Here is a 20,481-nt window from a genome sequence, read left to right on the forward strand (position 1 = left end):
GACTACGCCCCCTTCACTGCGTTGCGGACGAAAACGAGACGGCCGCGCGCACCGGGGACGGCGCCCTTGACGAGCAGCAGGCCCTTCTCGGCGTCGACGGCGTGCACGCGGAGGTTGAGCACGGTCACGCGCTCGCCACCCATGCGACCTGCCATGCGCATGCCCTTGAAGACACGGCTGGGGGTCGAGGAGGCGCCGATCGAGCCGGGCTTGCGGTGGTTACGGTGCGCACCGTGCGAGGCGGAGACGCCCTTGAAGTTGTGGCGCTTCATGACACCGGCGAAGCCCTTGCCCTTGCTGGTGCCGACGACGTCGACGAGCTGGCCGGCTTCGAAGGTGGCGTCGACCGTGAGCTCCTGGCCGAGCTCGTAGCTCGAGGCATCCGCGGTGCGGACCTCGGCGAGGTGACGGCGCGGGGTGACGCCGGCAGTCTTGAAGTGACCGGCGGCGGGCTGGTTCACCTTGCGCGGGTCGATGGCGCCCGCGGCGATCTGCACGGCCTGGTAGCCGTCCTTCTCGGGGGTGCGCACCTGGGTGACCACGTTCGGAGCGATCTCGATGACGGTGACCGGAACGAGCTTGTTGTTCTCGTCCCACACCTGGGTCATGCCGAGCTTGGTGCCCAGCAGTCCCTTCACGTTCTTGGTAGCGGTGGACATCTCTTACCTCAGAGCTTGATCTCGATGTTGACGTCGGCCGGGAGGTCGAGGCGCATGAGCGAGTCGACGGCCTTGGGCGTCGGGTCCACGATGTCGATGAGACGCTTGTGGGTGCGCATCTCGAAGTGCTCGCGGCTGTCCTTGTACTTGTGGGGCGAGCGGATGACGCACACCACGTTCTTCTCGGTCGGAAGCGGCACGGGGCCGACGACCGTGGCGCCCGCGCGGGTCACCGTGTCGACGATCTTGCGCGCCGAGGTGTCGATGACCTCGTGGTCATACGACTTCAGTCGAATGCGGATCTTCTGTCCCGCCATCTCGGACTCTCTCTCTGTCAAGGCGTCGTACCCCTTCCGAGGGCATCGGACGCCTGGGTGTAGTCACACCGTGCTACTCCGTGTGAAGCACCACTGTTCTTCTGTCAAAGGCCGTGATCGAGCCTGTCGAAACCACCCCGTTCGCGGTGGCCTCGGCACGCTCGACCCGTGAGCCCCACCGACCCGGTGCTCGGGTGTGTCGCCCTCGCGAAACGGGCATGGCGGACCCATGCTCGAAGTGATGTCGGTATGCGTTCTGCTGCCCGCGGCCTAGCCTGACCCGTGGGGCTCTCGAGAGCTTGCGGTGGCTATGCACTGCCTGGCAGTGATTCGAACGGCACGCAGCAAGGCACGCCGTTCGAAATGTTGAACTCAACGAGTTTGCCACAGTCGGCACGTTCATGCAACCCGGGCGTGTCGCGCCGACTGCGCTCGCACGATCCTCCCAGTCAAGCGGATGTCGCGGCATCCGCCGGCGTGATGGAATCGACCCACGACCGAGGGAGAGACGCACATGACCGACGAGACGACCGAGCACCCGCACGCCGTGAGCGAGCGGATCGGACCGGGAAGCGTCTCGGCGACGCGGATCGCACCGAGACGGTTCGAAGGACTGAACGAGCGCGGCGCGACCGTGGCCATCGGCGGCGCCGAGCTCGAGGGCGAGCATTTCACACCGGGCGAGCTGCTGAAGCTGGCGCTCGCGGGTTGCGTCGGGCTCAGCACCGACCGGGTCGCCGCCCGGCGCCTCGGCGACGATGTCGCGATGACCGTGTGGGCGCACGGCCGTTCCGACGAGGAGTCCAACCGCTACACGCACATCGTCGAGGAGGTGCTGCTCGACCTGTCGGCCCTGGAGCCAGACGATCGGGCGAGGCTCGTCGACGTCATGGGCAAGGCGATCGACCGCGTCTGCACGGTGGGCCGCAGTGTCGAGGGCGCCATCGACGTCGACACCGAGATCGACGGCACGGCGGTGCACTGACGCGAAGCACGACGAAGGGGCCGGGCCCGCGACATCCGCGGTCCCGACCCCTGTCGGATCCATCCCCTGACGGGACGGGGTGCTACTTGATGATCTTCGTGACCGTGCCGGCGCCGACGGTGCGGCCGCCCTCACGGATGGCGAAGCCGAGGCCCTCCTCCATGGCGATCGGCTGGATGAGCTCGACCGTCATGTCGGTGGTGTCGCCGGGCATGACCATCTCGGTGCCCTCGGGCAGCGTGATGACGCCGGTGACGTCGGTGGTGCGGAAGTAGAACTGCGGACGGTAGTTCGCGTAGAACGGGTTGTGACGCCCGCCCTCCTCCTTGGAGAGGATGTACGCGGTGCCCTCGAAGTTCGTGTGCGGGGTGACCGAGCCGGGGGCGACGACGACCTGGCCGCGCTCCACGTCCTCGCGCTTGGTGCCGCGGAGGAGGAGGCCGCAGTTCTCGCCGGCCCATGCCTCGTCGAGCTGCTTGTGGAACATCTCGATGCCGGTGACCGTGGTCTTCTGCGTCGGGCGGATGCCGACGATCTCGACCTCGGAGTTGATCTTCAGCGTGCCGCGCTCGGCGCGGCCCGTGACGACCGTGCCACGGCCGGTGATGGTGAAGACGTCCTCGATCGGCATGAGGAACGGCTTGTCCTTGTCGCGCACGGGGTCCGGGATCGAGTCGTCGACCGCCTCCATGAGCTCGAGAACGGAGTTGACCCACTTCTCGTCACCCTCGAGCGCCTTGAGGCCCGAGACGCGCACGACCGGAGCGTCGTCGCCGGGGAAGCCCTGGCTCGAGAGCAGCTCGCGGACCTCGAGTTCGACGAGCTCCAGGATCTCCTCGTCGTCGACCATGTCGGCCTTGTTCAGCGCGACGAGCAGGTAGGGCACGCCGACCTGCTTGGCGAGCAGCACGTGCTCACGCGTCTGCGCCATGGGACCGTCGGTCGCCGCGACCACGAGGATCGCGCCGTCCATCTGGGCCGCACCGGTGATCATGTTCTTGATGTAGTCGGCGTGACCCGGGGCGTCGACGTGCGCGTAGTGGCGCTTCGGCGTCTCGTACTCGACGTGCGAGATGTTGATCGTGATGCCGCGCTGGCGCTCCTCGGGAGCCGAGTCGATCGACGCGAAGTCGCGCTGCACGTTGGTGGCCGACGGGTACTTGTCGGCGAGCACCTTCGAGATCGCCGCGGTGAGCGTCGTCTTGCCGTGGTCGACGTGACCGATCGTTCCGATGTTGACGTGCGGCTTGGTCCGCTCGAACTTGGCCTTAGCCACTGTGGGTCCTCCTCAGGACTCGTGTAGCTACGCCGGGCGCTGGATTGCGACCGGAGTGCTACGGGGGTTGTGTTGTTATGTTACGCGAACCGTGCGGCTCGTGCGGGCAGGGCCCGAGCTCCCTCCAGGAAGCTCACTCGCCCTTGTTCTTCTGGACGATCTCGTCGGCGACTGCCTTCGGGACCTCCGCGTAGCTCTCGAACTCCATCGAGTACACCGCGCGGCCCGAGGTCTTCGACCGCAGGTCGCCGATGTAGCCGAACATCTCCGAGAGCGGGACGTGCGCGCGCACGACCTTCACGCCGGCGGCATCCTCCATCGACTGGATCTGACCGCGACGCGAGTTCAGGTCGCCGATGACGTCACCCATGTACTCCTCAGGGGTGCGCACCTCGACGGACATGAGCGGCTCGAGCAGAACCGGGTTCGCCTTCCGAGCGGCTTCCTTGAAGCCCATCGAGCCGGCGATCTTGAACGCCATCTCCGAGGAGTCGACGTCGTGGGCCGCGCCGTCGAGCAGGATGCCCTTGACGCCGACCATCGGGTAGCCGGCCAGGATGCCGTACTGCATCGCGTCCTGGAAGCCGGCATCGACCGAGGGGATGTACTCGCGCGGAACGCGGCCACCGGTGACCTTGTTCTCGAACTCGTACGTCTTCTCGCCCGTGATCTCGAGGGGCTCGAGCGCGAACTGGATCTTCGCGAACTGGCCCGAGCCACCCGTCTGCTTCTTGTGGGTGTAGTCGTGCTTCTCGACCGCGCGCTTGATCGTCTCGCGGTACGCCACCTGCGGCTTGCCGACGTTCGCCTCGACCTTGAACTCCCGCTTCATGCGGTCGACGAGGATGTCGAGGTGCAGCTCGCCCATGCCCTTGATGACGGTCTGGCCGGTCTCCTGGTTGAGCTCGGTGCGGAAGGTCGGGTCCTCCTCGGCGAGCTTCTGGATCGCGGTGCCGAGCTTCTCCTGGTCGGCCTTGGTCTTCGGCTCGATGGCCACCTCGATGACCGGCTCGGGGAAGGTCATCGACTCGAGCACGACCTGGTTGTCGGGGTCGCACAGCGTGTCGCCCGTGGTCGTGTCCTTCAGGCCGATGACGGCGTAGATGTTGCCCGCGGTCACCGAGTCGACCGGGTTCTCCTTGTTGGCGTGCATCTGGAAGATCTTGCCGATGCGCTCCTTCTTGCCCTTGGTCGAGTTGATGACCTGGGCACCCGAGTCGAGGTGACCCGAGTAGACGCGCACGTAGGTGAGGCGGCCGAAGAAGGGGTGCACGGCGACCTTGAAGGCGAGCGCGGCGAAGGGGTCGTTCGCGTCGGGGTGGCGCTCGATGACCTTCTCCTCGTCGCGGGGGTCGCGGCCTTCGATGGCGGGCACGTCCAGCGGCGACGGGAGGAAGTCGACGACCGCGTCGAGCATCGGCTGCACGCCGCGGTTCTTGAACGCCGAGCCGCAGAGCACCGGGTAGATCTCGGAGTTCACGACCATCTTGCGGATGGCGCCCTTGATCTCGGCGACCGTGAGCTCCTCGCCGCCGAAGTACTTCTCGAGCAGCGCGTCGTCGGTCTCGGCGACGGTCTCGAGCAGCGTGTGACGGTACTGGTCGGCCTTCTCCCTGAGGTCGGCGGGGATCTCCTGCACCTCGTACTTCGCACCCATCGTCACGTCGCCCTTGGCGTCGCCGGGCCACACCAGGGCCCGCATCTCGATGAGGTCGACGACGCCGACGAAGTCGTTCTCGGCGCCGATCGGCAGCTGCAGCACGAGCGGCTTGGCGCCCAGGCGGCTGACGATGGTGTCGACCGTGAAGTAGAAGTCCGCACCGAGCTTGTCCATCTTGTTGACGAAGCAGATGCGCGGCACGTTGTACTTGTCGGCCTGCCGCCACACGGTCTCGGACTGGGGCTCGACGCCCTCCTTGCCGTCGAAGACGGCGACGGCGCCGTCGAGCACGCGGAGCGAGCGCTCGACCTCGACCGTGAAGTCGACGTGGCCGGGCGTGTCGATGATGTTGATCTGGTTCTTGTTCCAGAAGCAGGTCACGGCGGCAGACGTGATCGTGATGCCGCGCTCCTTCTCCTGCTCCATCCAGTCGGTCGTCGAGGCGCCGTCGTGCGTCTCGCCGAGCTTGTGGTTGACGCCCGTGTAGAACAGGATGCGCTCAGTGGTGGTGGTCTTGCCGGCATCGATGTGCGCCATGATGCCGATGTTGCGGACCTTGTTCAGGTCGGTGAGCACGTCAAGTGCCACGGGGTTCCTCCGGTGGAGTTCAGGATCGGAAAGTACTGGTCGAGCGGATGCCGCCCTTCGACGGGCTCAGGGACCGCCTTCGACGGGCTCAGGGACCGCCTTCGACGGGCTCAGGGACCGTCTGGCCGCGGCATCCGCTCACCTGCTACCAGCGGTAGTGGGCGAAGGCGCGGTTCGACTCGGCCATCTTGTGGGTGTCCTCGCGGCGCTTGACCGCGGCGCCGAGGCTGTTCGAGGCGTCGAGGATCTCGTTGGTGAGACGCTCGGTCATGGTCTTCTCGCGGCGGGCCTTGGCGTAACTGGTGAGCCAGCGCAGCGCCAGCGTGTTCGCACGGTGCGGCTTGACCTCGACGGGGACCTGGTAGGTCGAGCCGCCGACGCGACGCGAACGCACCTCGAGGGTGGGGCGGACGTTGTCGAGCGCCTTCTTGAGCGTGGCGACGGCGTCCTGGCCGGACTTCGCGGCGACGTTCTCGAGCGCCTCGTAGACGATGCGCTGGGCGAGGTCCTTCTTGCCGTCGATGAGGATCTTGTTGACGAGCTGGCTGACCACGGGCGAGCCGTACACCGGGTCGGCGACGACGGGGCGCTTCGGAGCGGGTCCCTTGCGAGGCATTACTTCTTCTCCATCTTCGCGCCGTACTTGCTGCGAGCCTGCTTGCGGTTCTTCACTGCCTGGGTGTCGAGCGCGCCGCGCACGATCTTGTACCGCACGCCCGGAAGGTCCTTCACACGACCGCCACGGATGAGCACCATCGAGTGCTCCTGCAGGTTGTGGCCCTCACCGGGGATGTAGGCGGTGACCTCGGTGCCGTTCGAGAGCTTCACGCGGGCGACCTTGCGGAGCGCGGAGTTCGGCTTCTTCGGGGTGGTGGTGTACACACGCGTGCACACGCCGCGCTGCTGGGGGTTGGCCTTCAGGGCGGGAGCCTTGGTCTTGGTGACCTTCGGCGAGCGACCCTTGCGGACCAACTGCTGAATCGTTGGCACTGCTTCTCCTTGTTGTGCTGCACGGTGACAGCGTCTGATGGAATTCACATCACGACCCACCGGCACCGCAGAGCTGCGGCGCCTTGGAATGATGGGTATGCCGTGGGGGCGACCATCGAGGTGCCCTTGGAATGTGCGCCTGCCGCGAGCCCGAGTGCGCCGGCCGGGGGCGATCTCTCGACGCTCGGGCAGGCACGGTTCGAGCGCGCGTCAACGCGCACACCCGGTCAATGGTAATGCCGCGTAACGTTGCGGTCAAATGGCTCTCGGTACGGGCCCGCGCCCCGGCGCTCAGCCCGGCCAGCTCGGTGAGTCGAGCTCCCGGTCGAGGTCGGCGAGGAGCTCCTCCACCTGCGGCTCGACGTATTCGACGACGGCGTGGCCGATCCGTTCGCGGTGCTGGGCGAGCTCGACGCAGATGCGGCGGCCCAGCTGCTTCGCGAACTCGTCGGCGAGGCGCACCTCCTCGCGCAGCGCCTCCTTCTCGTCCATCGTGAACGGGCGGGGCGCCGGCTCGTTCGCCTCGGCTGCGGCATCCGCCTCGAGGCCGCTCAGGGTGAACAGGAACGGTTGGTCCGGCGCCGGCTCGGGGTCGAGGTCGAGGCCCAGGAACTCGGGGTCGAGCCCCTCCCCGGCGCGGTACGGGCGGCGTGCCTTGCGCTCCTCGGCCAGACGGATCTCGTGGTGGAGCATCGGGAGATTGCGCGCCGTGTAGTCGTCGACCGCCACGTCGATGATGGCCTTCATGCGCATCGAGAACGCATGCTGCACCGGATGCGGCACGTCGAGGTCGAGACCGGCGGCGGTGAGGATCGGCGACCCGAAGCAGCGCGTGCAGAGCCGCACGCGGGCGCGATGGGTGCCGGGCCGCCATCTGGGCAGCCAGGCGAGCCACCGGTCGACCTCGTTGCTCACGCGCGCCTCGATCGATCCCTCCACGCGGTTCACGATACTGCCAGGCGTGTCGCGGCCGCCGATCAGCGGGTCGACTGGCGCGGCGCGCCCCGTCCGGCCGGCTCAGGGAACGCCGTCACCCGTCGTCGTCGCGCTCCCACGGCCAGCGCGGGCGCTCCATGCCGCTCGATCGGCCTCGCGCGACGAGCACGGCGAACGAGGCGACGACGGCCGCGAGCGCCGGGACCAGCAGGCCGAACCATCCGACGCCGAGGCCCACGCCGAAGAGCGGGGCGGCGAGGATCGTGCCCGTCGCGAGCGCATAGCCCACCGCCGCGACGGCGACGAGGGCGACCCAGCTCCACAGCGCGGAGAACACCACGCTGGGCCACTGCCGCTCGGGGCGGCGCAGGGTGTGCGCGAGCGTGAGCAGCACGGCGCCCACGGATGCCCCGACCGCCGCCGGCCCGACGAGCCGTCCCGCGTCGGGAGCGGCGATGACCTCGGCATCGGTGAGCAGGCTCACGAACCCCCACGCACACACGACGCCGGCGAGATCGAGCGCCGCCGCGAAGCCCGCGACGACCCACGCGGACCGCCGCGGCTCGTCATCCATCCTCCGAGCGTACGCCCGGGTGTCCGGCCGGTCAGAGGCCGACCGAGTAGCGGAGCTGTCCGGCATCGGCCGCGCGCAGGTCCCTGAGCACATCGGGCTCGAGCAGTTGCCGACGGCCGAGCGCGGCCACCGCCCGCGTCGTGGCGGCGCGCAGCTCTTCGCGTTGGGCGGCGGTGAGGCTGCCGAGCAGTTCCCACGACTCGGACCGCGCGGTCTCGATCGCGGCGGCGAGCCCGGCCTCGAGGTCGACCCTGCGCGCGCGCTCCGCATCGAGCGCGGCCCGACGCGTTCTCGCCTCCGATCCGGCCTCGCGCGCTGCGGGCACGAACAGGATGACGCAGGCTCCCGCCGCGAGCACCGCGAGCACGCACGCCACGACGATGGCCGCGGCGGGCTCGCCGCCGGCCCGCCACACGATGAGACCGGCGACCGCGAGCGAGATCGCCGCCGTCAGCAGGACGAGGTGCCGCGACGAGGCGACACTCCTGCCGGCCCGCCGCGCCCGGACGGCACCGATCGCGTGCGCGCCTCCCGCGACGACCACGAGTGCCGTGCTCGCCCAGACGGCGGCCGCCGTCGGCAGCGCCGAGCCGGCTCCGCCCGCGCGTCCGCCTGCCACGAGGAGCAGCGGCGCCGCGACCAGCGCGATCACGAAGCCCGTCATGTCCCAGCCCGATGCGGGCTGGGCCACCGGCTCGTCGGCGGCGTGCTCCTGGCGCCGCGCCAGCTCCTGGCGCAGGGCGCTCACGGTGCGATCGAAGCGGCGGTCGAGGTCCAGGAACCGGCGCGCGGTCTCGGGGTCGATGCGGGGCAGCGCGGCGTCCTCGAGCGCACGGATCACGGCGGCGGGTGGGTCGACGGGCGTGAGCGGCATCGATCGCGCGCGTTCGGACGCCGCGGCCGCGGCATCCGTCACCGGCCGGCTCACGCGGCCTCGATGCGGATGCCCCGCACGAGCTCGTCGAGGAACGGCGCCATGAATCCCGCGTCGCGCGCGCTGTCGGCGGTGCCGCTGACCGCCACGGCGAGGCCGTCGACGTCGAACACGTAGTTGAGGCGGCCGGCGGCGATGCCGGGATCGCTCGACGGAAGCACGATCGCCGCGCGGCGTCCGAGGCCGAGGTGCTCGGACGGGAAGTCGATCACGGCGGGGGGCAGGAGCGCCCGCTCGTCGCCGGCGGTCTCGTGATCGAGGTCGAGGGGTCCGCCGCCGTGCTCGCCGATGAAGACGTGCGCCACGCCCAGCGCCGGAATGCCGCGAGGGCAGAACAGCAGGCACTCGGTGGCGAGCGGCGTGCGCCCGAGCCGGGCCATCACCGCGAACTCGCGCACCGCTGCGCGGGCGTCCTCGCTGAGCGCGCCGAGGTCCGCCTCGAATGCGTCGACGAGCGCCGCGGCCCAGGATGCCTCATCCGGCCATGCCGCCGACGGGAACTGTTCGGGCGCGGGGTACCAGACGCCCTCGTCGTACGTGATCTCGTACTTCACGCCTCGTCGCTCTCCCACGCGAACGTGCTCACGATCGTGTCGCTGAGCAGGCACAGCTCGTCGATGAAGCGATCGCGGAACCCGTCGTCCTCCTCGGTGGGGTGCGGAATGGTCGTCGTGAACAGCAGAGCCGTGCGGCGGCCGGTGCCGGGGACTGCGATGAGGTAGTTGAGCACCCGTGCGGCGGTGCCCTCGAGTTCGCCTCCCGCGGTGGTGTCGGCCTCCCACCGCACGATCGCGTTGTCGTCGCGCAGGAACCCGGCGCCGCGTTCGCGGAAGAGTTCGGTGACCTGGCGGTCGAGGGTGCCGCCGAGTTGCCCGTCGGCCACGGCCGCGGTGATCGACAGCGGCAGGATCCGATCCTCGGGCACCTCGGTCTGCAGGTAGAGCGCGAACACCCGCCCCTGTGTCATCTTGCGCGCCGCGGCCTGCAGGAGCCGGCGGAACTGCGCGTCGAGATCGGGGCGGTGCGCGGCCCGGAACACCTCGCTGGATCGTTCGACCAGCGCCCGCACGGCCGCCTCGTCGGCCGGGACCTCCTCCCACCCGGCGGGAAGCAGGAGCCGGAACGGAGGCACGGGGAACGTCTCGGTCGTGGTCATCGTGATCACCCTATCCGCTCTGGAACCCGCGCCCGTGGGCCGTCACGAGGCCAGCTGCACGCGCCAGGCGTCGACGGGGCTCGGCGCCGTCTGCGCCTGGACCGCGTTGATGCGACCGTCGACCATGCGCGTGCGTTTCACCGCGAACTCGCTCACGTTCGCGATCGCCTCGCTCGCCGGCACCGACTTCGCGCCGCCGCTGATGACCTCCGCGAGCGCCCCGAGGTGCGGCGTCACGACCCGCTGGTGGTGCGCGGACAGGCTCGCGAAGTTGTCGGCGAGCGCGAGCGAGTACCCGCGGCTGGAACCGCCGATGATGCGGTTCAGGATGTTGCGGGGCCCGGCGCCCTGGAACGCCGAGAAGTCCCGGCCGAGGCGCGACGCGAGCCCGCTCGCCGCGCGCTGGCCGAGACCGCCGCCGGTGCGCAGGGCGGCTGGGTCGGTGAGGCCCCTGAGGGCCGTCATCCGGCGCAGCGGCGTCGCGATCTCGAGGTAGGGGCCTTTGACGAACTCCTTCAGCCCCGTGAGCCGCTTGCCGGACTGGAAGAGCTTGCCGAGCTTGCCGAACGGCAGCACGCCGACGATGGCCCACGCCACGTCGCCGAGTCCCTTGCGGCCCTTCGCGTAGAGGAAGACCGTGCCGATGAGGGCGATCACGCCCGCGATCGCGGCGATGAGCGCGATGAACGGACCGCCGATGACGAGCGCCGCGATGGCGAGCACGACGCCGGCCCACGCGAGCACCTCGAGCACGACCTCCACGATGCCCGCGATGTTGTCGCTCCACTTGTCGCTGACATTGCCCTCGGTGGCGTCGTTGATGCCGCGAAGCGCCGTCTCATAGGCGTCATCCCACAGGTCCCACTGGGTGTCGAACAGGGCGTACTGGGCGTCGAGTGCGTCTTCCGCGTCGCCGGCGGCGGTCTGCGCGCTCGTGGCGGTCTCCTGCAGTTGCCGGTTGCGCAGGGCGGCCGCCGCATCCGCCGGATCGGCATCGGGCGCGTTCCCGGCCGCGGATGCCGCGGTGGCCGCCGCGGATCGCTTCTGGTCGAGGGTGTCCTTGGCGTCGGCCGCGTCCCGCACGATCGTGCGCATCGCCGCCTGCACATCGGCGAGCTTCTCGCCGTAGGTCTTCATCACCGTGCCGGTCGGCTTGTATCGGTCGCCGGCCTTGCGGAGCTCCTCGTGGGCGTCACCCACCTCCGTGCGGATCTTCTCGATCGAGCGTCCCCGCTCCTCCGTCGCCCCACCGTCGACCTCGCGGAGGATGTCGGCGGCGCCGATCATCTGCTCCCCCAGGTCTTCGATCTCCGTGCCACGGGCGACGATGCCGTGGGCGTCGCCCTCGAGCACCTCGACCGGGTGGCCCTTGTGCGTGCGCAGCTCTGTCATCTCATCGTCTCGTTCAGCGAACCGGGAGGTTCGCGCCGTCGTTCTCCTGCAGCTTGAGGCTGTCTGCGGCCTCGAGGTCGAAGTCCTGCCAGCCCTGGCACGTGCTCTCGACGGCGGCCTGGATGCCGGACAACTTCTGGATCAGGGCGTTGCGGCGGTCGTCCCAGCCGCCCTCGAACTCGTGCGTGCGATCGCGCAGGCCGCTCCGCCCGTCGGGCCGGCCGATCATGTCCTGGAGCGCGTCGGTGCGCGCCGCCGCGTCGTGGAACTCCACGAGGATCTGCTTGAGGGAGCCGTTCAGCCTGTTGAGGTGATCGACCTTGACGTACACGTCGGGCATGGCGATTCCTGTTCACCGGTGTTCTGCAGCGGAAGGCCCGCAGGGGCCGGGTCGGGGGAGGGCGCCGTTCGCCCTCCCCCGGAGAAGCCGGACCTACTGGCCGGCGAGTGCGGCGTCGGTGTCCTTGATCGCCTGCATCATCTTGCGGAGCGACTCGCCCATGTCGCGGATGCCGTCGATCGCCGTCTCGAGTCCGTTCGTGAGCTCGGTGTATCCCTCGCCGAACTTGCCCGAGGCATGCTCGGTCTTGAAGTCGTCGCCGAGGAGGGTGTCGACGCCCTGCTTGAGCTGGCGGAGGACGTCGGCGATGTCCTCGCGGCCCTGCTCGAGCTTGCCGGCCATCGATTCCATCTCGCCGTATGAAGCCTTGAAGTCAGCCATGTCGGCCATTCCTTTCCGTTTCGGCCCTCTGCGGACCTCTCGTGTTCCACGGTAGGCAACGCCCGCGTGGGTGCAAATGGGGAGGAGTGCCCACCCTGCTCAGCCGGCGACGAGCGGCACCTGCACCGCGACGGCGCGACCGTCCTCGACGAACAGGCCGCGGCCCTCGGGGAACTCGTGGCGTTGCACGCGCGGGAACGGCACCTTGAACAGCGAATCGCCGTCATACGTGTCGGGCTTCAGTACGATGCCGCGACGGCCGCCCTTGAAATCTCCGATGAAGCCGTACCCCGAGCCGAGCTGGCTCACGTCGCCGTCGCCCATGAGGAAGTGATCGCTGCGGTTGATCGCCTGGAAGAGTTCCTTGAGCGGACGCTCGGCGTCGGAGTCGGCGAACTCGGTCACGTTCTCGACGACCACGACGAGTCGCCCGGGAACGGTCTCGTCACCGACGATGCCGGTGAGCTCCTTGGCGAGGGCGCGGGCGTCGTCGACGTTCGAGGCCGATCCCGTCCACGACCGGAATGCGCGGAGCACCGCACGGCGGCCTCCGAAGTGGAAGAACCTCGCTTCGGGATCGAAGCGCGACATCGACGTCATGAGCGCTCGCAGCGCGTTGGACTTGCCGCTGCGCGGCGGCCCGGCGACGACGAACGTGCCGACGGGCTCGAAGCCCCTCGGACCGAGGAGATCCTCGGAGATGCCGATCACCGGCCGACCGTCGACCGAGGCCGGGAGCTGGTCGATCGCGAGCTCGGTCGGAAGCGAGCCGATCTCTCGGACCTCGGTCGCTCCCCCGGCGCGCAACTCATCGGCGAAGGCCTGCAGCTCGGCGGTCTGCCGGGCGACGTTCGCGGTGCCGCCCATGACGGCGAGCTGCGTCTCCAAGCCGTCGACGATCGCGCGTCCGGGCGCGCTGCGTTCGTTCAGCACGTCCTTCGGCGCGCCGAGGATGGAGTATGCACCCTCATCGGACATCCGGAGCACGATGCGCCGGCTCACGTTCGCGCTGACCGCCGTGGGCACCGCGCCGTACCGGTCGGCGCTCGCGACGGCGTGGATGCCGAGGGGGCGCCCCTCGCCCAGCACCCGCATGAAGATGTTGTAGAACGGAGAGCGGGCCGAGGTGGCCTCCCACTCCTGCTTGAACGTGCCGAAGCCGTCGATGAGGAGCAGGACGCGCGGCTCGTGCGGGCGTCCTGCGAGCTCGCGATACTCCGTGAGGCTCGCGGCGTTCACGCTCGAGAACCGCTTGGCGCGGTCGTCGAGCATGCCGCGCAGGGTGCGGAGCAGCCGCTGGATGCGTTCCGCGTCGTCGCCGGCGACGATCGACCCCACGTGCGGCAGCGCCTCGATCGACCGCAGCGATCCCGTGCCGAAGTCGAGCCCGTACACCTCGGCGCCGCCGAGGTCGGGCCGCGCTCCGACCGCCGTGGCGATGGTACGGAGGGCTGCGGTCTTGCCCGCGCCGCTCGTGCCGTAGACGAGCAGGTGCCCGTCGGTGTCGGGTTCGAAGTACACCGGCGTCTGCGACTGGCGCTCGGGAACGTCGGCGACGCCGAGCGGGATCCGGCCGTCGCCGTCGAGCGGCAGGCGGCGCAGGTCGACCGTCGAGGCGAGGTCGTCGAGCCACGGGCGCCGTGGTGCCGGGATGGCTGCGACGCGCGCCGCCTCGACGAGGTTCGCGACCATGCGCTTCTGGTCGTTCGGGCCCAGGTCCGCCTCGTGCACGTCGGCTCCGTCCTTCGCGTCGGACTCCCAGACCACCGTGGAGCCGAACCGGAGCTCTGCCACGCGCACCTGCGCGACATCCGGAGCATCGCTCGTCCAGCCACCCGCGTAGCCCGACTGGAACGGCACCAGGCGTCCGGGTCCGGTCTTCGCGATGCCGCGCCCCGGGATCGAAGGGTCGAAGGTGCCCGCGACGGGGTCGCCGACGACGTCGTTCGAGTCCGCGGCATCCGCCATTCGAAGTGCGACGCGCAGGTTGGTGTTGGCGCGCAGGTTGTCCTTGATGACGCCCGCCGGGCGCTGCGTCGCCATGATGAGGTGGATGCCGAGCGAGCGGCCGCGCTGCGCGATGTCGACGACGCCGTCGACGAACTCGGGCACCTCCCCCGCGAGCGCCGCGAACTCGTCGATGACGAGCACGAGCGCGGGCGGGGTCTCGGGGTCCTGGCGTTTCTCGAGCTCGAGCAGGTCCTTGGCCTTCTTGCGGTTGAAGAGGTGCTCGCGATGGTGGAGCTCTGCGCGCAGGCTGGTCAGGGCGCGCCGCACGAGGTGCGGGCTGAGGTCGGTCACGAGTCCCACGCAGTGCGGCAGGTCGACGCAGTCGGCGAAGGCCGAGCCGCCCTTGTAGTCCACGAACAGGAACGTGACCCGATCCGGGCTGTACTCGGCGGCCATGCCGAGCACCCACGCCTGCAGGAACTCCGACTTGCCCGAACCGGTCGTGCCGCCGACGAGCGCGTGCGGACCCTGGGTGCGCAGGTCGAGGGACATCGCATCGGGGCTGCCCTGGCCGACGAAGGCCTTCAGGGTTCCGGCGCGCTTCAGGCGCGGCCGCACGCCGCGCGACCGGTCGAGGATCGAGTTGTTCTGCCGCCACCGTTCCACCGCGGCGGCGGGCTCTGCGGCGATGTCGGTGCCGATGAGCTTCAGCAGCGACACGCTGCGCGGCAGGTCGCTCGAGTCGGCCGCGACCGAGCTCGAATCGGCCACGGGCGCGAGTCGCTTCGCGAAGACCTCCGCGTACTGCCGGGAGACGCCCTCGACGCCCACGTCGTCGAACCGCTCCCCTGCCCGCACGAAGCCGACCGAGGCACGGTCGATGCCGTCGGTGGCGTCGATGTACGTTCGGCACGCGGCGGGGAGGGACTCGACCGTCGGGGCGAGGAAGATCGTGAAGACGCCGGCATCGGCGCCCCGCTCGATGACCTGCGTGAGCCGCGGCCGGTCGACGGGCGCATCGTTCGACGCGATGAGCACGAGCGCGAGGTCGCCGTCGAGCGCCCCGCCCCGGTCCACGGCGTCGCCGACGCGCGCGCCCAGCGCCATCGTCGTGTCGGTGTCGCGGAGTGGGCCTCGTCGGCTCGGTGTTCCCGACAGCCGACCCAGGATCGTCTCCTCGAGGCCGTTCAGCAGGGCGGTGCCGGCGGACTGGCTGTCGGCCAGGGCGAGTTCGGCGAACGGCGATCGCGGGCTGGTCGTGTGCGGGAGCCACTTCATCCACTCGAGCTCGCGCGCCCACGCCGGATCGACGATCGCGGCCGTGACGACCTCGTTCGGGGCGTGCAGGCCGAACAGCTGGACACCGAGCCCGCGCAGCACGTCGGCGGCGAGGTGGCGCGGCCCCGCGACTCCGAGGGCACCCGAGTGCGGCAGCATCTCGACAAGCGGCACGGCGTCGATGAACTCGTGCCGAGCCCGCAGCCTGTCGACCTGGCGCGCGTAACGGGCGATCCCCTTCTGCTCGTTCGAGTGCTGGATCGTGTTCCGGCTCTTCGCGCGGCCCACGCCGAGCCGGAGCGCGAGGAAGTTCCAATGCTCGGGCCGCCGGGTCCAGAGCAGCGGACCGAGTCGCATCGCCTCCTCGTACACGGTCGCGACGGCCGGCCCCTCGGCATGCCGTCTCGCCCGCTCGACCACCGTCTCGCGTGCGAGCGTCTCCTCGAGTTCCTCGACCTGGGATTCGAACGTGTCGATCTCGAGCCGGAGCTTCTTGCCCTGCTGGGTGCGCTGGCCGACGAAGTTGCCGAGCATCATGAGGGGCGACATCGCGACGATCGAGAGCGAGTACGGGTTCTTCGTGATGAAGAACATCGCGAGGCCGAGCATCATCGGGGCGACGATCATGGGCCACGGGAAGAGCCGCGGATCCGCCTCGGAGGGGATCACCGGATGCCGGTGCTCCGTGCCGGGATACCGCACCTCGACCCGCGGCGACCGGTTGAACATCACGGCGCCGCCGCGCTCGAGCACGGGATCGACGGCGTCGTCGGTGCCCGCGACGAGCGAGAACGAGACCGCCGTCTCACCGATCGTGATGACCTGCCCGGGGATGGCGCGCACGCGCTGCACGAGGCCGCCGTCGACGAGCAGGCCGTTCGCCGAATTGAGGTCCACGAGTTCGACGCCCTGATCGATCTCGACACGCGCGTGCCGCTTCGAGACGAGCGCATCGGCGAGCACGACGTCGACGCCTGCCGCCCGGCCGATGATGCTGTTGCCGCGACGCAGCGGCACCTCCCGACCCGACTCCGGCCCGTTGAGGATTCGCATCACGGCCGCCGCCGAGGGGTTCGCGCCGCTGCGCGTGGGCGCGTGCGCGACGACCGCCACGTTGAAGCCCGAACCGATCGGCGCATCGCCGATGAGGAGGTCGGGCTCGAGCACGACGGGTTCGCTCGAGGTCGGGGGCGCGACCGCGAGCGTGAGGCTGCGACGCGAGCCGCGGGCGACGTGCGCCGACGCAGGATCCGCGTCGGCGACCGTGCGCGCGAGGTCTTCGACGGTTGCCGTCGAGTCAGCCGTCACGACGACGTCGACGGGCGCCCCCGTCTGGCGACGCAGCCCGAGCTTGAGTCTCATTCGGTCCTTCCGGCGACGACGGTGAAGCTGCGGCCTCCGAGGATCACCCGCGAGCCCGCGGGCACGGGCGTGCGGACGCCTGGCGGCAGTCGGAGCGCGTCGCCGTCGGGCCGATGCACCGTGGTGCCGTTCTTCGAGGAGCGGTCGGCCACCCAGAACCCGGTGTCGTCGATGCCGAACGCCGCATGCGTCTTCGAGATGCGCATGCTGTCGTCGGAGAGCGGGACGAGGTGGGCCTGCGGTTCGCCCGGTGCGGCGGCGGGATTGCGTCCGAGCAGGCCGGTGACGGATGCCGCGACGCGCGTGCCGTCGTCGAACTCGAGCACGAACGGGGCGGCGGTCGGCGCTGGGGTCCGGGTGGCGGTCGGCGCGGGTTCCGCGGTCGCCGGCACGAGCGCGGGCGGGACCCACGGGCCGGCGCCGTCGGGCGCGGCCGACACGACGCCCGAACTCGAGCGTGCCGACGGGATGAACAGCTCCTCGGCGGGAACCCTGTCGCTCGCGAGCGACGGCAGGGGCGGCGGCGGGGCGACGGGCGGTGCGTCGAGCGCGCGACGCGCGTGGCGCAGCGCCTTGGCGTCGAGGGGGTCGAGGCCCCGCCGTGCGTCGACCGCGTAGCATCCGCCGATCCGGTCCAGCCAGCTGCGACCGCGGGACGCCGGGTCCCAGCTCGACGAGGTGAACATCACCGCCGGCCCGACGAGCGGCAGCACCGCCTGCGAGCTCCACAGCACGAGTGCGCGCAGGGTCACGCGCCAGAAGCCCGGCCGCCGGAACGTCGCGACGTTCACCGAGCGGATGCCGAATGCGGCCTTGCCGAGCGTGACCCCTCGGCGCCCGTGCAGGATGAGCTGCGTCAGACCCAGGGCGGTGATGAACGCCTGGCTCACTATGACGAGCACGAATGGAAGGGTCGACGACCCCGCGAGGAGCACACTCGGCGAGAAACTCGACGCTGCGAGCGCCGAGGTGAGCATCGCGACGCCGATGATGCCCGGCACCGCGAGCAGCGCCCAGGCGGCGGCATCCAGCGTGAACGCCGCCGCGCGCCGTCCGCCCGGAGCGGGGATGAGGCCGAGGCGCGCGGCGTAGGCGGGATCGGGCCGACCGTCGGCGTCGATGCCGGGAATCGGCTCGTCGTCGACGTCGAGGGTGACGCTCACTCCGGCTCCTTGCGTGGGAAGACTGTCTCGCCACCCGATCACGATCGGGCACGGGATGTCGATGGGGAGGGGTCACCATCCCGACACAGCAGCCTATAGGCACGCACACAGGTCCCCGCCCGCGAGGGTCGCGGGAGGGGCGGGGGTGAGCCGCGACGCGGGGACCCTAGTCGGCGCGGATCGGCTGCGGGCCGGCAGCGAGTTCGCGCTCGTACGCCTCGTCTGCGAGGCGGTTGCGCTCGGCGACCGTGCGCCCGTGTGCGGCGATCCATCCGCCCAGCCAGACCGGGATCTCGCGGGCGACGATGAACGCCACGATCGCGAACGGGTCGAGCCAGCGCTGGTTGATGAAGTCGGCCGTCTCGTCGACCGAGAGGGTCCACGCCTCGACCGTCAAAAGGGAGCCGCCGAGGTACGAGAAGTACACGAGCGCCGCGACCAGCAGGCCGAACACCGCGTAGTACCACCACGCCCCACGGTTCACGATCACGGCGAGGAGCGCGAAGCCGATGAAGAACGCGACCACCGGAACCCAGAAGACCGGGCTGACGACGAACTGCGTGAACACGGCGGTCGCCGCGGCCGGGACGCCCCGGCTGAGCAGCAGCAGGTACGCGACACCGGCATAGAGCAGGGCGAAGAGCACGGTGCCGATGAGGGCGACGAGGACGCCGAATCCGCGGTTGCCGCGGGGTTTGGGGGCGGCGGGCGCCTGCACGTAGATGGTCTGCGGCACGGCTTGCGGCGCGATGTAGGGCGTCGGCTCGGGTCCGAGCGTCGCGGCGCCCGCCGCCGTTCCGGCCGCCACGGTCGCTGCCGGCACGTACGTGTCGCGCGGGGCGGAGTCGGCGGCCACGGGCTCGGGACGCGGCTCGCCGGTGATCCCGGTGTCGCCGGTGCGGGCGGCGTCATCGGTGTCGGATGCCACGGGCGTGGCCTTCGCACGTTCGACCGCCGCGTCGAGACGGGCCGTCGCGTCGGACGATTCGACCGGCTCGACGGTCTCGACCGGCTGCGCGGGCGCAGCGGCGGCGGGCCCTGCGGGCCCTGCGGGACCTGCGGACGAGAGACCGGGCTCGAGCGGTGCGGCGGGCGCTTCGGGCTCCTCGGGTTGGGCGGACACGGGCTCGGGCGCGGGCGCGGGCTCGGGCTCGACGGGCGGGCGCCTCTCCGCAGCATCCGGAGCAGCGTCGGATGCCGCCGACCGCTCGGGCTCCTCGTGGACGGCGTCGGGTTCGTCGTGCGAGGCGCTGTCGGGCTCGGTCGCGGCCGGCTCGCGCTCGTCGGCGTCGTCGTGCGGGCGTTCCGGGTCGGATCCGGGAGTCGTGCTGCTCATGATCGCGCTCCTTCCGGGCGCCCTCGCACCCGCGATGGGGCCACTGTAGCAACGGGCCACCGCCGTTCCGCGGAACGGCGCGGCGCTTCGCTCAGACCCTATGAGGGTGGCGGGGTCTTGGGGCTTGTGGCCCAGGGCCTCGCGATGCAGATTCGTGGATCATCCCCGGGAGTAGGCCCGAGGGTGCCGACATGCATTGGAGGCCCTGGTGTTCAACGAGCCTACGGCGATTGGTCTGGATGTGCACGCACGATCTGTGCGGGCGGCGGTGCTGGACACGATCACCGGTGAGGTGATCGAAGCGAAGCTTCCGCCTGACAGTGTCGAGATCGTCGACTGGGTGGCCGGGATCGCGCAGCAGCACGGCCCGGTCCATGCGGCGTATGAGGCCGGACCGACCGGGTTCGGGCTCGCGAGGAAACTGCTGGCGGCCGGGATCGGGTGCACGGGTCGCGGCGCCGTCGAAGATCATCCGGCCGGCCGGGGACAAGGTCAAGACCGACGCGCGGGACGCGTTACTGCTGGCGCGGCTGCTGCGGATGAACGAGCTGGTCGCGGTGCGAGTCCTGCCTGCGCGGGATCTCAACCCTGACCGGGTTCGCCCTTGCCGTCGAGATCGGTGACTGGCACCGGTTCACCGGGTCCACAATCGCGGCGTACCTGGGGCTGGTGCCCTCCGAGTACTCGTCGGGCGGGTCGCGGAGCCTGGGCCCGATCACCAAGACCGGCAACAGCCACGCCCGCAGGCTGCTGATCGAAGCAGCCTGGCACCACAAACCCCTCTACCGGGCAGGCAAGACGATGACCGACCGGCGGGCGCAGGCGCCTGCCGCTGCCGCCGCCCGAGGTGATGCCGGCAACCGGAGGCTGCATCACAGGTGGATGGTGCTGGCAGCGAAACACAAGAAGCACACGATCGCGAATACCGCGATCGCCCGCGAGCTCGCCGGCTGGTGCTGGTCCCTGGCCGTCATGGACTGACCCGGAACTCGTTCGTCCCCGCGCGTCACGGGGAGCATGCAGCGTGAGGAGCACACCAGCGATTCGGCTGTGAGCAACCGCCCCCGGCGGCCACGCTCGACCTCAGACCAGCCTGAACGCTCTCACCGAAACAAGGGTCATGCGGTCATCAACCCGCGCATTTCAGACTAACCACGCGTCGAAAGACACGCCGCACCCCGGAACCCCGGGACGAATGAAGAAG

At 70.2% G+C, this 20,481-nt stretch carries 20 protein-coding genes; 3 read left to right on the forward strand and 17 right to left on the reverse strand.

The window, feature by feature from the left end:
- Positions 1-2 precede the first annotated feature (2 nt).
- Positions 3-659, reverse strand: a complete 657-nt coding sequence (gene rplC / locus ACFWN7_RS09775; protein ID WP_376938615.1) for a 50S ribosomal protein L3 — start codon at positions 657-659, stop codon at positions 3-5.
- Positions 660-667: 8 nt separating this feature from the next.
- On the reverse strand, positions 668-976 hold the full coding sequence (gene rpsJ, locus ACFWN7_RS09780) for a 30S ribosomal protein S10 (protein ID WP_017201594.1): 309 nt from the start codon (positions 974-976) through the stop codon (positions 668-670).
- A gap of 514 nt (positions 977-1,490) precedes the next feature.
- Here rpsJ and ACFWN7_RS09785 point away from each other — a divergent pair.
- Positions 1,491-1,961, forward strand: coding sequence for an OsmC family protein (locus ACFWN7_RS09785; protein ID WP_376938616.1), 471 nt, complete (start codon positions 1,491-1,493; stop codon positions 1,959-1,961).
- A gap of 82 nt (positions 1,962-2,043) precedes the next feature.
- Here the strand turns inward: ACFWN7_RS09785 and tuf are convergent, their stop codons facing one another.
- The 15 genes from tuf to ACFWN7_RS09860 all read right to left on the reverse strand — a co-directional run bounded on the left by tuf (position 2,044) and on the right by ACFWN7_RS09860 (position 19,277).
- Positions 2,044-3,237 (reverse strand): elongation factor Tu, encoded by a 1,194-nt coding sequence (gene tuf / locus ACFWN7_RS09790; protein ID WP_376938617.1) that lies wholly within the window; start codon positions 3,235-3,237, stop codon positions 2,044-2,046.
- Between the two features lie 133 nt (positions 3,238-3,370).
- A complete protein-coding gene (fusA, locus tag ACFWN7_RS09795; RefSeq protein ID WP_376938618.1) occupies positions 3,371-5,485 on the reverse strand; it encodes an elongation factor G in 2,115 nt (704 codons plus the stop codon).
- A 145-nt stretch (positions 5,486-5,630) separates the two neighbouring features.
- Positions 5,631-6,101, reverse strand: coding sequence for a 30S ribosomal protein S7 (gene rpsG, locus ACFWN7_RS09800; RefSeq protein WP_376938619.1), 471 nt, complete (start codon positions 6,099-6,101; stop codon positions 5,631-5,633).
- A complete protein-coding gene (gene rpsL, locus ACFWN7_RS09805) occupies positions 6,101-6,475 on the reverse strand; it encodes a 30S ribosomal protein S12 (RefSeq protein WP_308797147.1) in 375 nt (124 codons plus the stop codon). Before rpsL ends, rpsG begins: the two co-directional genes overlap by 1 nt.
- A gap of 291 nt (positions 6,476-6,766) precedes the next feature.
- On the reverse strand, positions 6,767-7,414 hold the full coding sequence (locus ACFWN7_RS09810) for a spermidine/putrescine ABC transporter substrate-binding protein (RefSeq protein WP_376938620.1): 648 nt from the start codon (positions 7,412-7,414) through the stop codon (positions 6,767-6,769).
- Between the two features lie 91 nt (positions 7,415-7,505).
- The gene (locus ACFWN7_RS09815) at positions 7,506-7,985 is read right to left on the reverse strand and encodes a DUF6121 family protein (protein ID WP_376938621.1); all 480 of its coding nucleotides are present in this window, start codon (positions 7,983-7,985) and stop codon (positions 7,506-7,508) included.
- 31 nt (positions 7,986-8,016) lie between these two features.
- Positions 8,017-8,913 carry a hypothetical protein gene (locus tag ACFWN7_RS09820; RefSeq protein ID WP_376938622.1) on the reverse strand — a complete coding sequence of 299 codons (897 nt, stop codon included), beginning with the start codon at positions 8,911-8,913 and terminating at the stop codon, positions 8,017-8,019.
- A complete protein-coding gene (locus tag ACFWN7_RS09825) occupies positions 8,910-9,491 on the reverse strand; it encodes a hypothetical protein (RefSeq protein WP_376938623.1) in 582 nt (193 codons plus the stop codon). Before ACFWN7_RS09825 ends, ACFWN7_RS09820 begins: the two co-directional genes overlap by 4 nt.
- Positions 9,470-10,075, reverse strand: coding sequence for a hypothetical protein (locus ACFWN7_RS09830; protein WP_376938624.1), 606 nt, complete (start codon positions 10,073-10,075; stop codon positions 9,470-9,472). Before ACFWN7_RS09830 ends, ACFWN7_RS09825 begins: the two co-directional genes overlap by 22 nt.
- Positions 10,076-10,117: 42 nt before the next feature.
- Positions 10,118-11,467: a hypothetical protein gene (locus ACFWN7_RS09835; protein WP_376938625.1), complete on the reverse strand. Its 1,350-nt coding sequence runs from the start codon at positions 11,465-11,467 to the stop codon at positions 10,118-10,120.
- Positions 11,468-11,480: 13 nt separating this feature from the next.
- Positions 11,481-11,807 (reverse strand): hypothetical protein, encoded by a 327-nt coding sequence (locus ACFWN7_RS09840; protein ID WP_376938626.1) that lies wholly within the window; start codon positions 11,805-11,807, stop codon positions 11,481-11,483.
- A gap of 93 nt (positions 11,808-11,900) precedes the next feature.
- Entirely contained in the window at positions 11,901-12,188 is a 288-nt protein-coding gene (locus tag ACFWN7_RS09845; protein ID WP_376938627.1) for a WXG100 family type VII secretion target, read from the reverse strand.
- Positions 12,189-12,287: 99 nt separating this feature from the next.
- A complete protein-coding gene (locus ACFWN7_RS09850) occupies positions 12,288-16,778 on the reverse strand; it encodes an FtsK/SpoIIIE domain-containing protein (protein WP_376938628.1) in 4,491 nt (1,496 codons plus the stop codon).
- The gene (locus tag ACFWN7_RS09855; RefSeq protein ID WP_376938629.1) at positions 16,775-17,941 is read right to left on the reverse strand and encodes an RDD family protein; all 1,167 of its coding nucleotides are present in this window, start codon (positions 17,939-17,941) and stop codon (positions 16,775-16,777) included. The genes ACFWN7_RS09850 and ACFWN7_RS09855 overlap by 4 nt, the downstream gene beginning before the upstream one ends.
- A 166-nt stretch (positions 17,942-18,107) precedes the next feature.
- On the reverse strand, positions 18,108-19,277 hold the full coding sequence (locus ACFWN7_RS09860) for a hypothetical protein (RefSeq protein ID WP_376938630.1): 1,170 nt from the start codon (positions 19,275-19,277) through the stop codon (positions 18,108-18,110).
- A gap of 208 nt (positions 19,278-19,485) precedes the next feature.
- Here ACFWN7_RS09860 and ACFWN7_RS09865 point away from each other — a divergent pair, with 208 nt between their 5' ends.
- Both ACFWN7_RS09865 and ACFWN7_RS09870 read left to right on the forward strand, forming a co-directional pair.
- Complete coding sequence (locus ACFWN7_RS09865; RefSeq protein WP_376938631.1) at positions 19,486-19,869, forward strand: hypothetical protein; 384 nt, start codon at positions 19,486-19,488, stop codon at positions 19,867-19,869.
- Positions 19,870-19,892: 23 nt separating this feature from the next.
- The gene (locus ACFWN7_RS09870) at positions 19,893-20,258 is read left to right on the forward strand and encodes a transposase (protein ID WP_376938715.1); all 366 of its coding nucleotides are present in this window, start codon (positions 19,893-19,895) and stop codon (positions 20,256-20,258) included.
- Positions 20,259-20,481: the final 223 nt, after the last annotated feature.

This window comes from Agromyces sp. NPDC058484, assembly GCF_042720415.1.
Classification (GTDB): domain Bacteria; phylum Actinomycetota; class Actinomycetes; order Actinomycetales; family Microbacteriaceae; genus Agromyces.

Excerpts from the sequence above, each read along its gene's own strand:
- rplC (WP_376938615.1), bottom strand. The coding sequence starts at position 659 with ATGTCCACCGCTACCAAGAACGTGAAGGGACTGCTGGGCACCAAGCTC.
- rpsJ (WP_017201594.1), bottom strand. The coding sequence starts at position 976 with ATGGCGGGACAGAAGATCCGCATTCGACTGAAGTCGTATGACCACGAG.
- ACFWN7_RS09785 (WP_376938616.1), top strand. The coding sequence starts at position 1,491 with ATGACCGACGAGACGACCGAGCACCCGCACGCCGTGAGCGAGCGGATC.
- rpsG (WP_376938619.1), bottom strand. The coding sequence starts at position 6,101 with ATGCCTCGCAAGGGACCCGCTCCGAAGCGCCCCGTCGTCGCCGACCCG.
- ACFWN7_RS09815 (WP_376938621.1), bottom strand. The coding sequence starts at position 7,985 with ATGGATGACGAGCCGCGGCGGTCCGCGTGGGTCGTCGCGGGCTTCGCG.
- ACFWN7_RS09830 (WP_376938624.1), bottom strand. The coding sequence starts at position 10,075 with ATGACCACGACCGAGACGTTCCCCGTGCCTCCGTTCCGGCTCCTGCTT.
- ACFWN7_RS09835 (WP_376938625.1), bottom strand. The coding sequence starts at position 11,467 with ATGACAGAGCTGCGCACGCACAAGGGCCACCCGGTCGAGGTGCTCGAG.
- ACFWN7_RS09840 (WP_376938626.1), bottom strand. The coding sequence starts at position 11,807 with ATGCCCGACGTGTACGTCAAGGTCGATCACCTCAACAGGCTGAACGGC.
- ACFWN7_RS09845 (WP_376938627.1), bottom strand. The coding sequence starts at position 12,188 with ATGGCTGACTTCAAGGCTTCATACGGCGAGATGGAATCGATGGCCGGC.
- ACFWN7_RS09850 (WP_376938628.1), bottom strand. The coding sequence starts at position 16,778 with ATGAGACTCAAGCTCGGGCTGCGTCGCCAGACGGGGGCGCCCGTCGAC.
- ACFWN7_RS09860 (WP_376938630.1), bottom strand. The coding sequence starts at position 19,277 with ATGAGCAGCACGACTCCCGGATCCGACCCGGAACGCCCGCACGACGAC.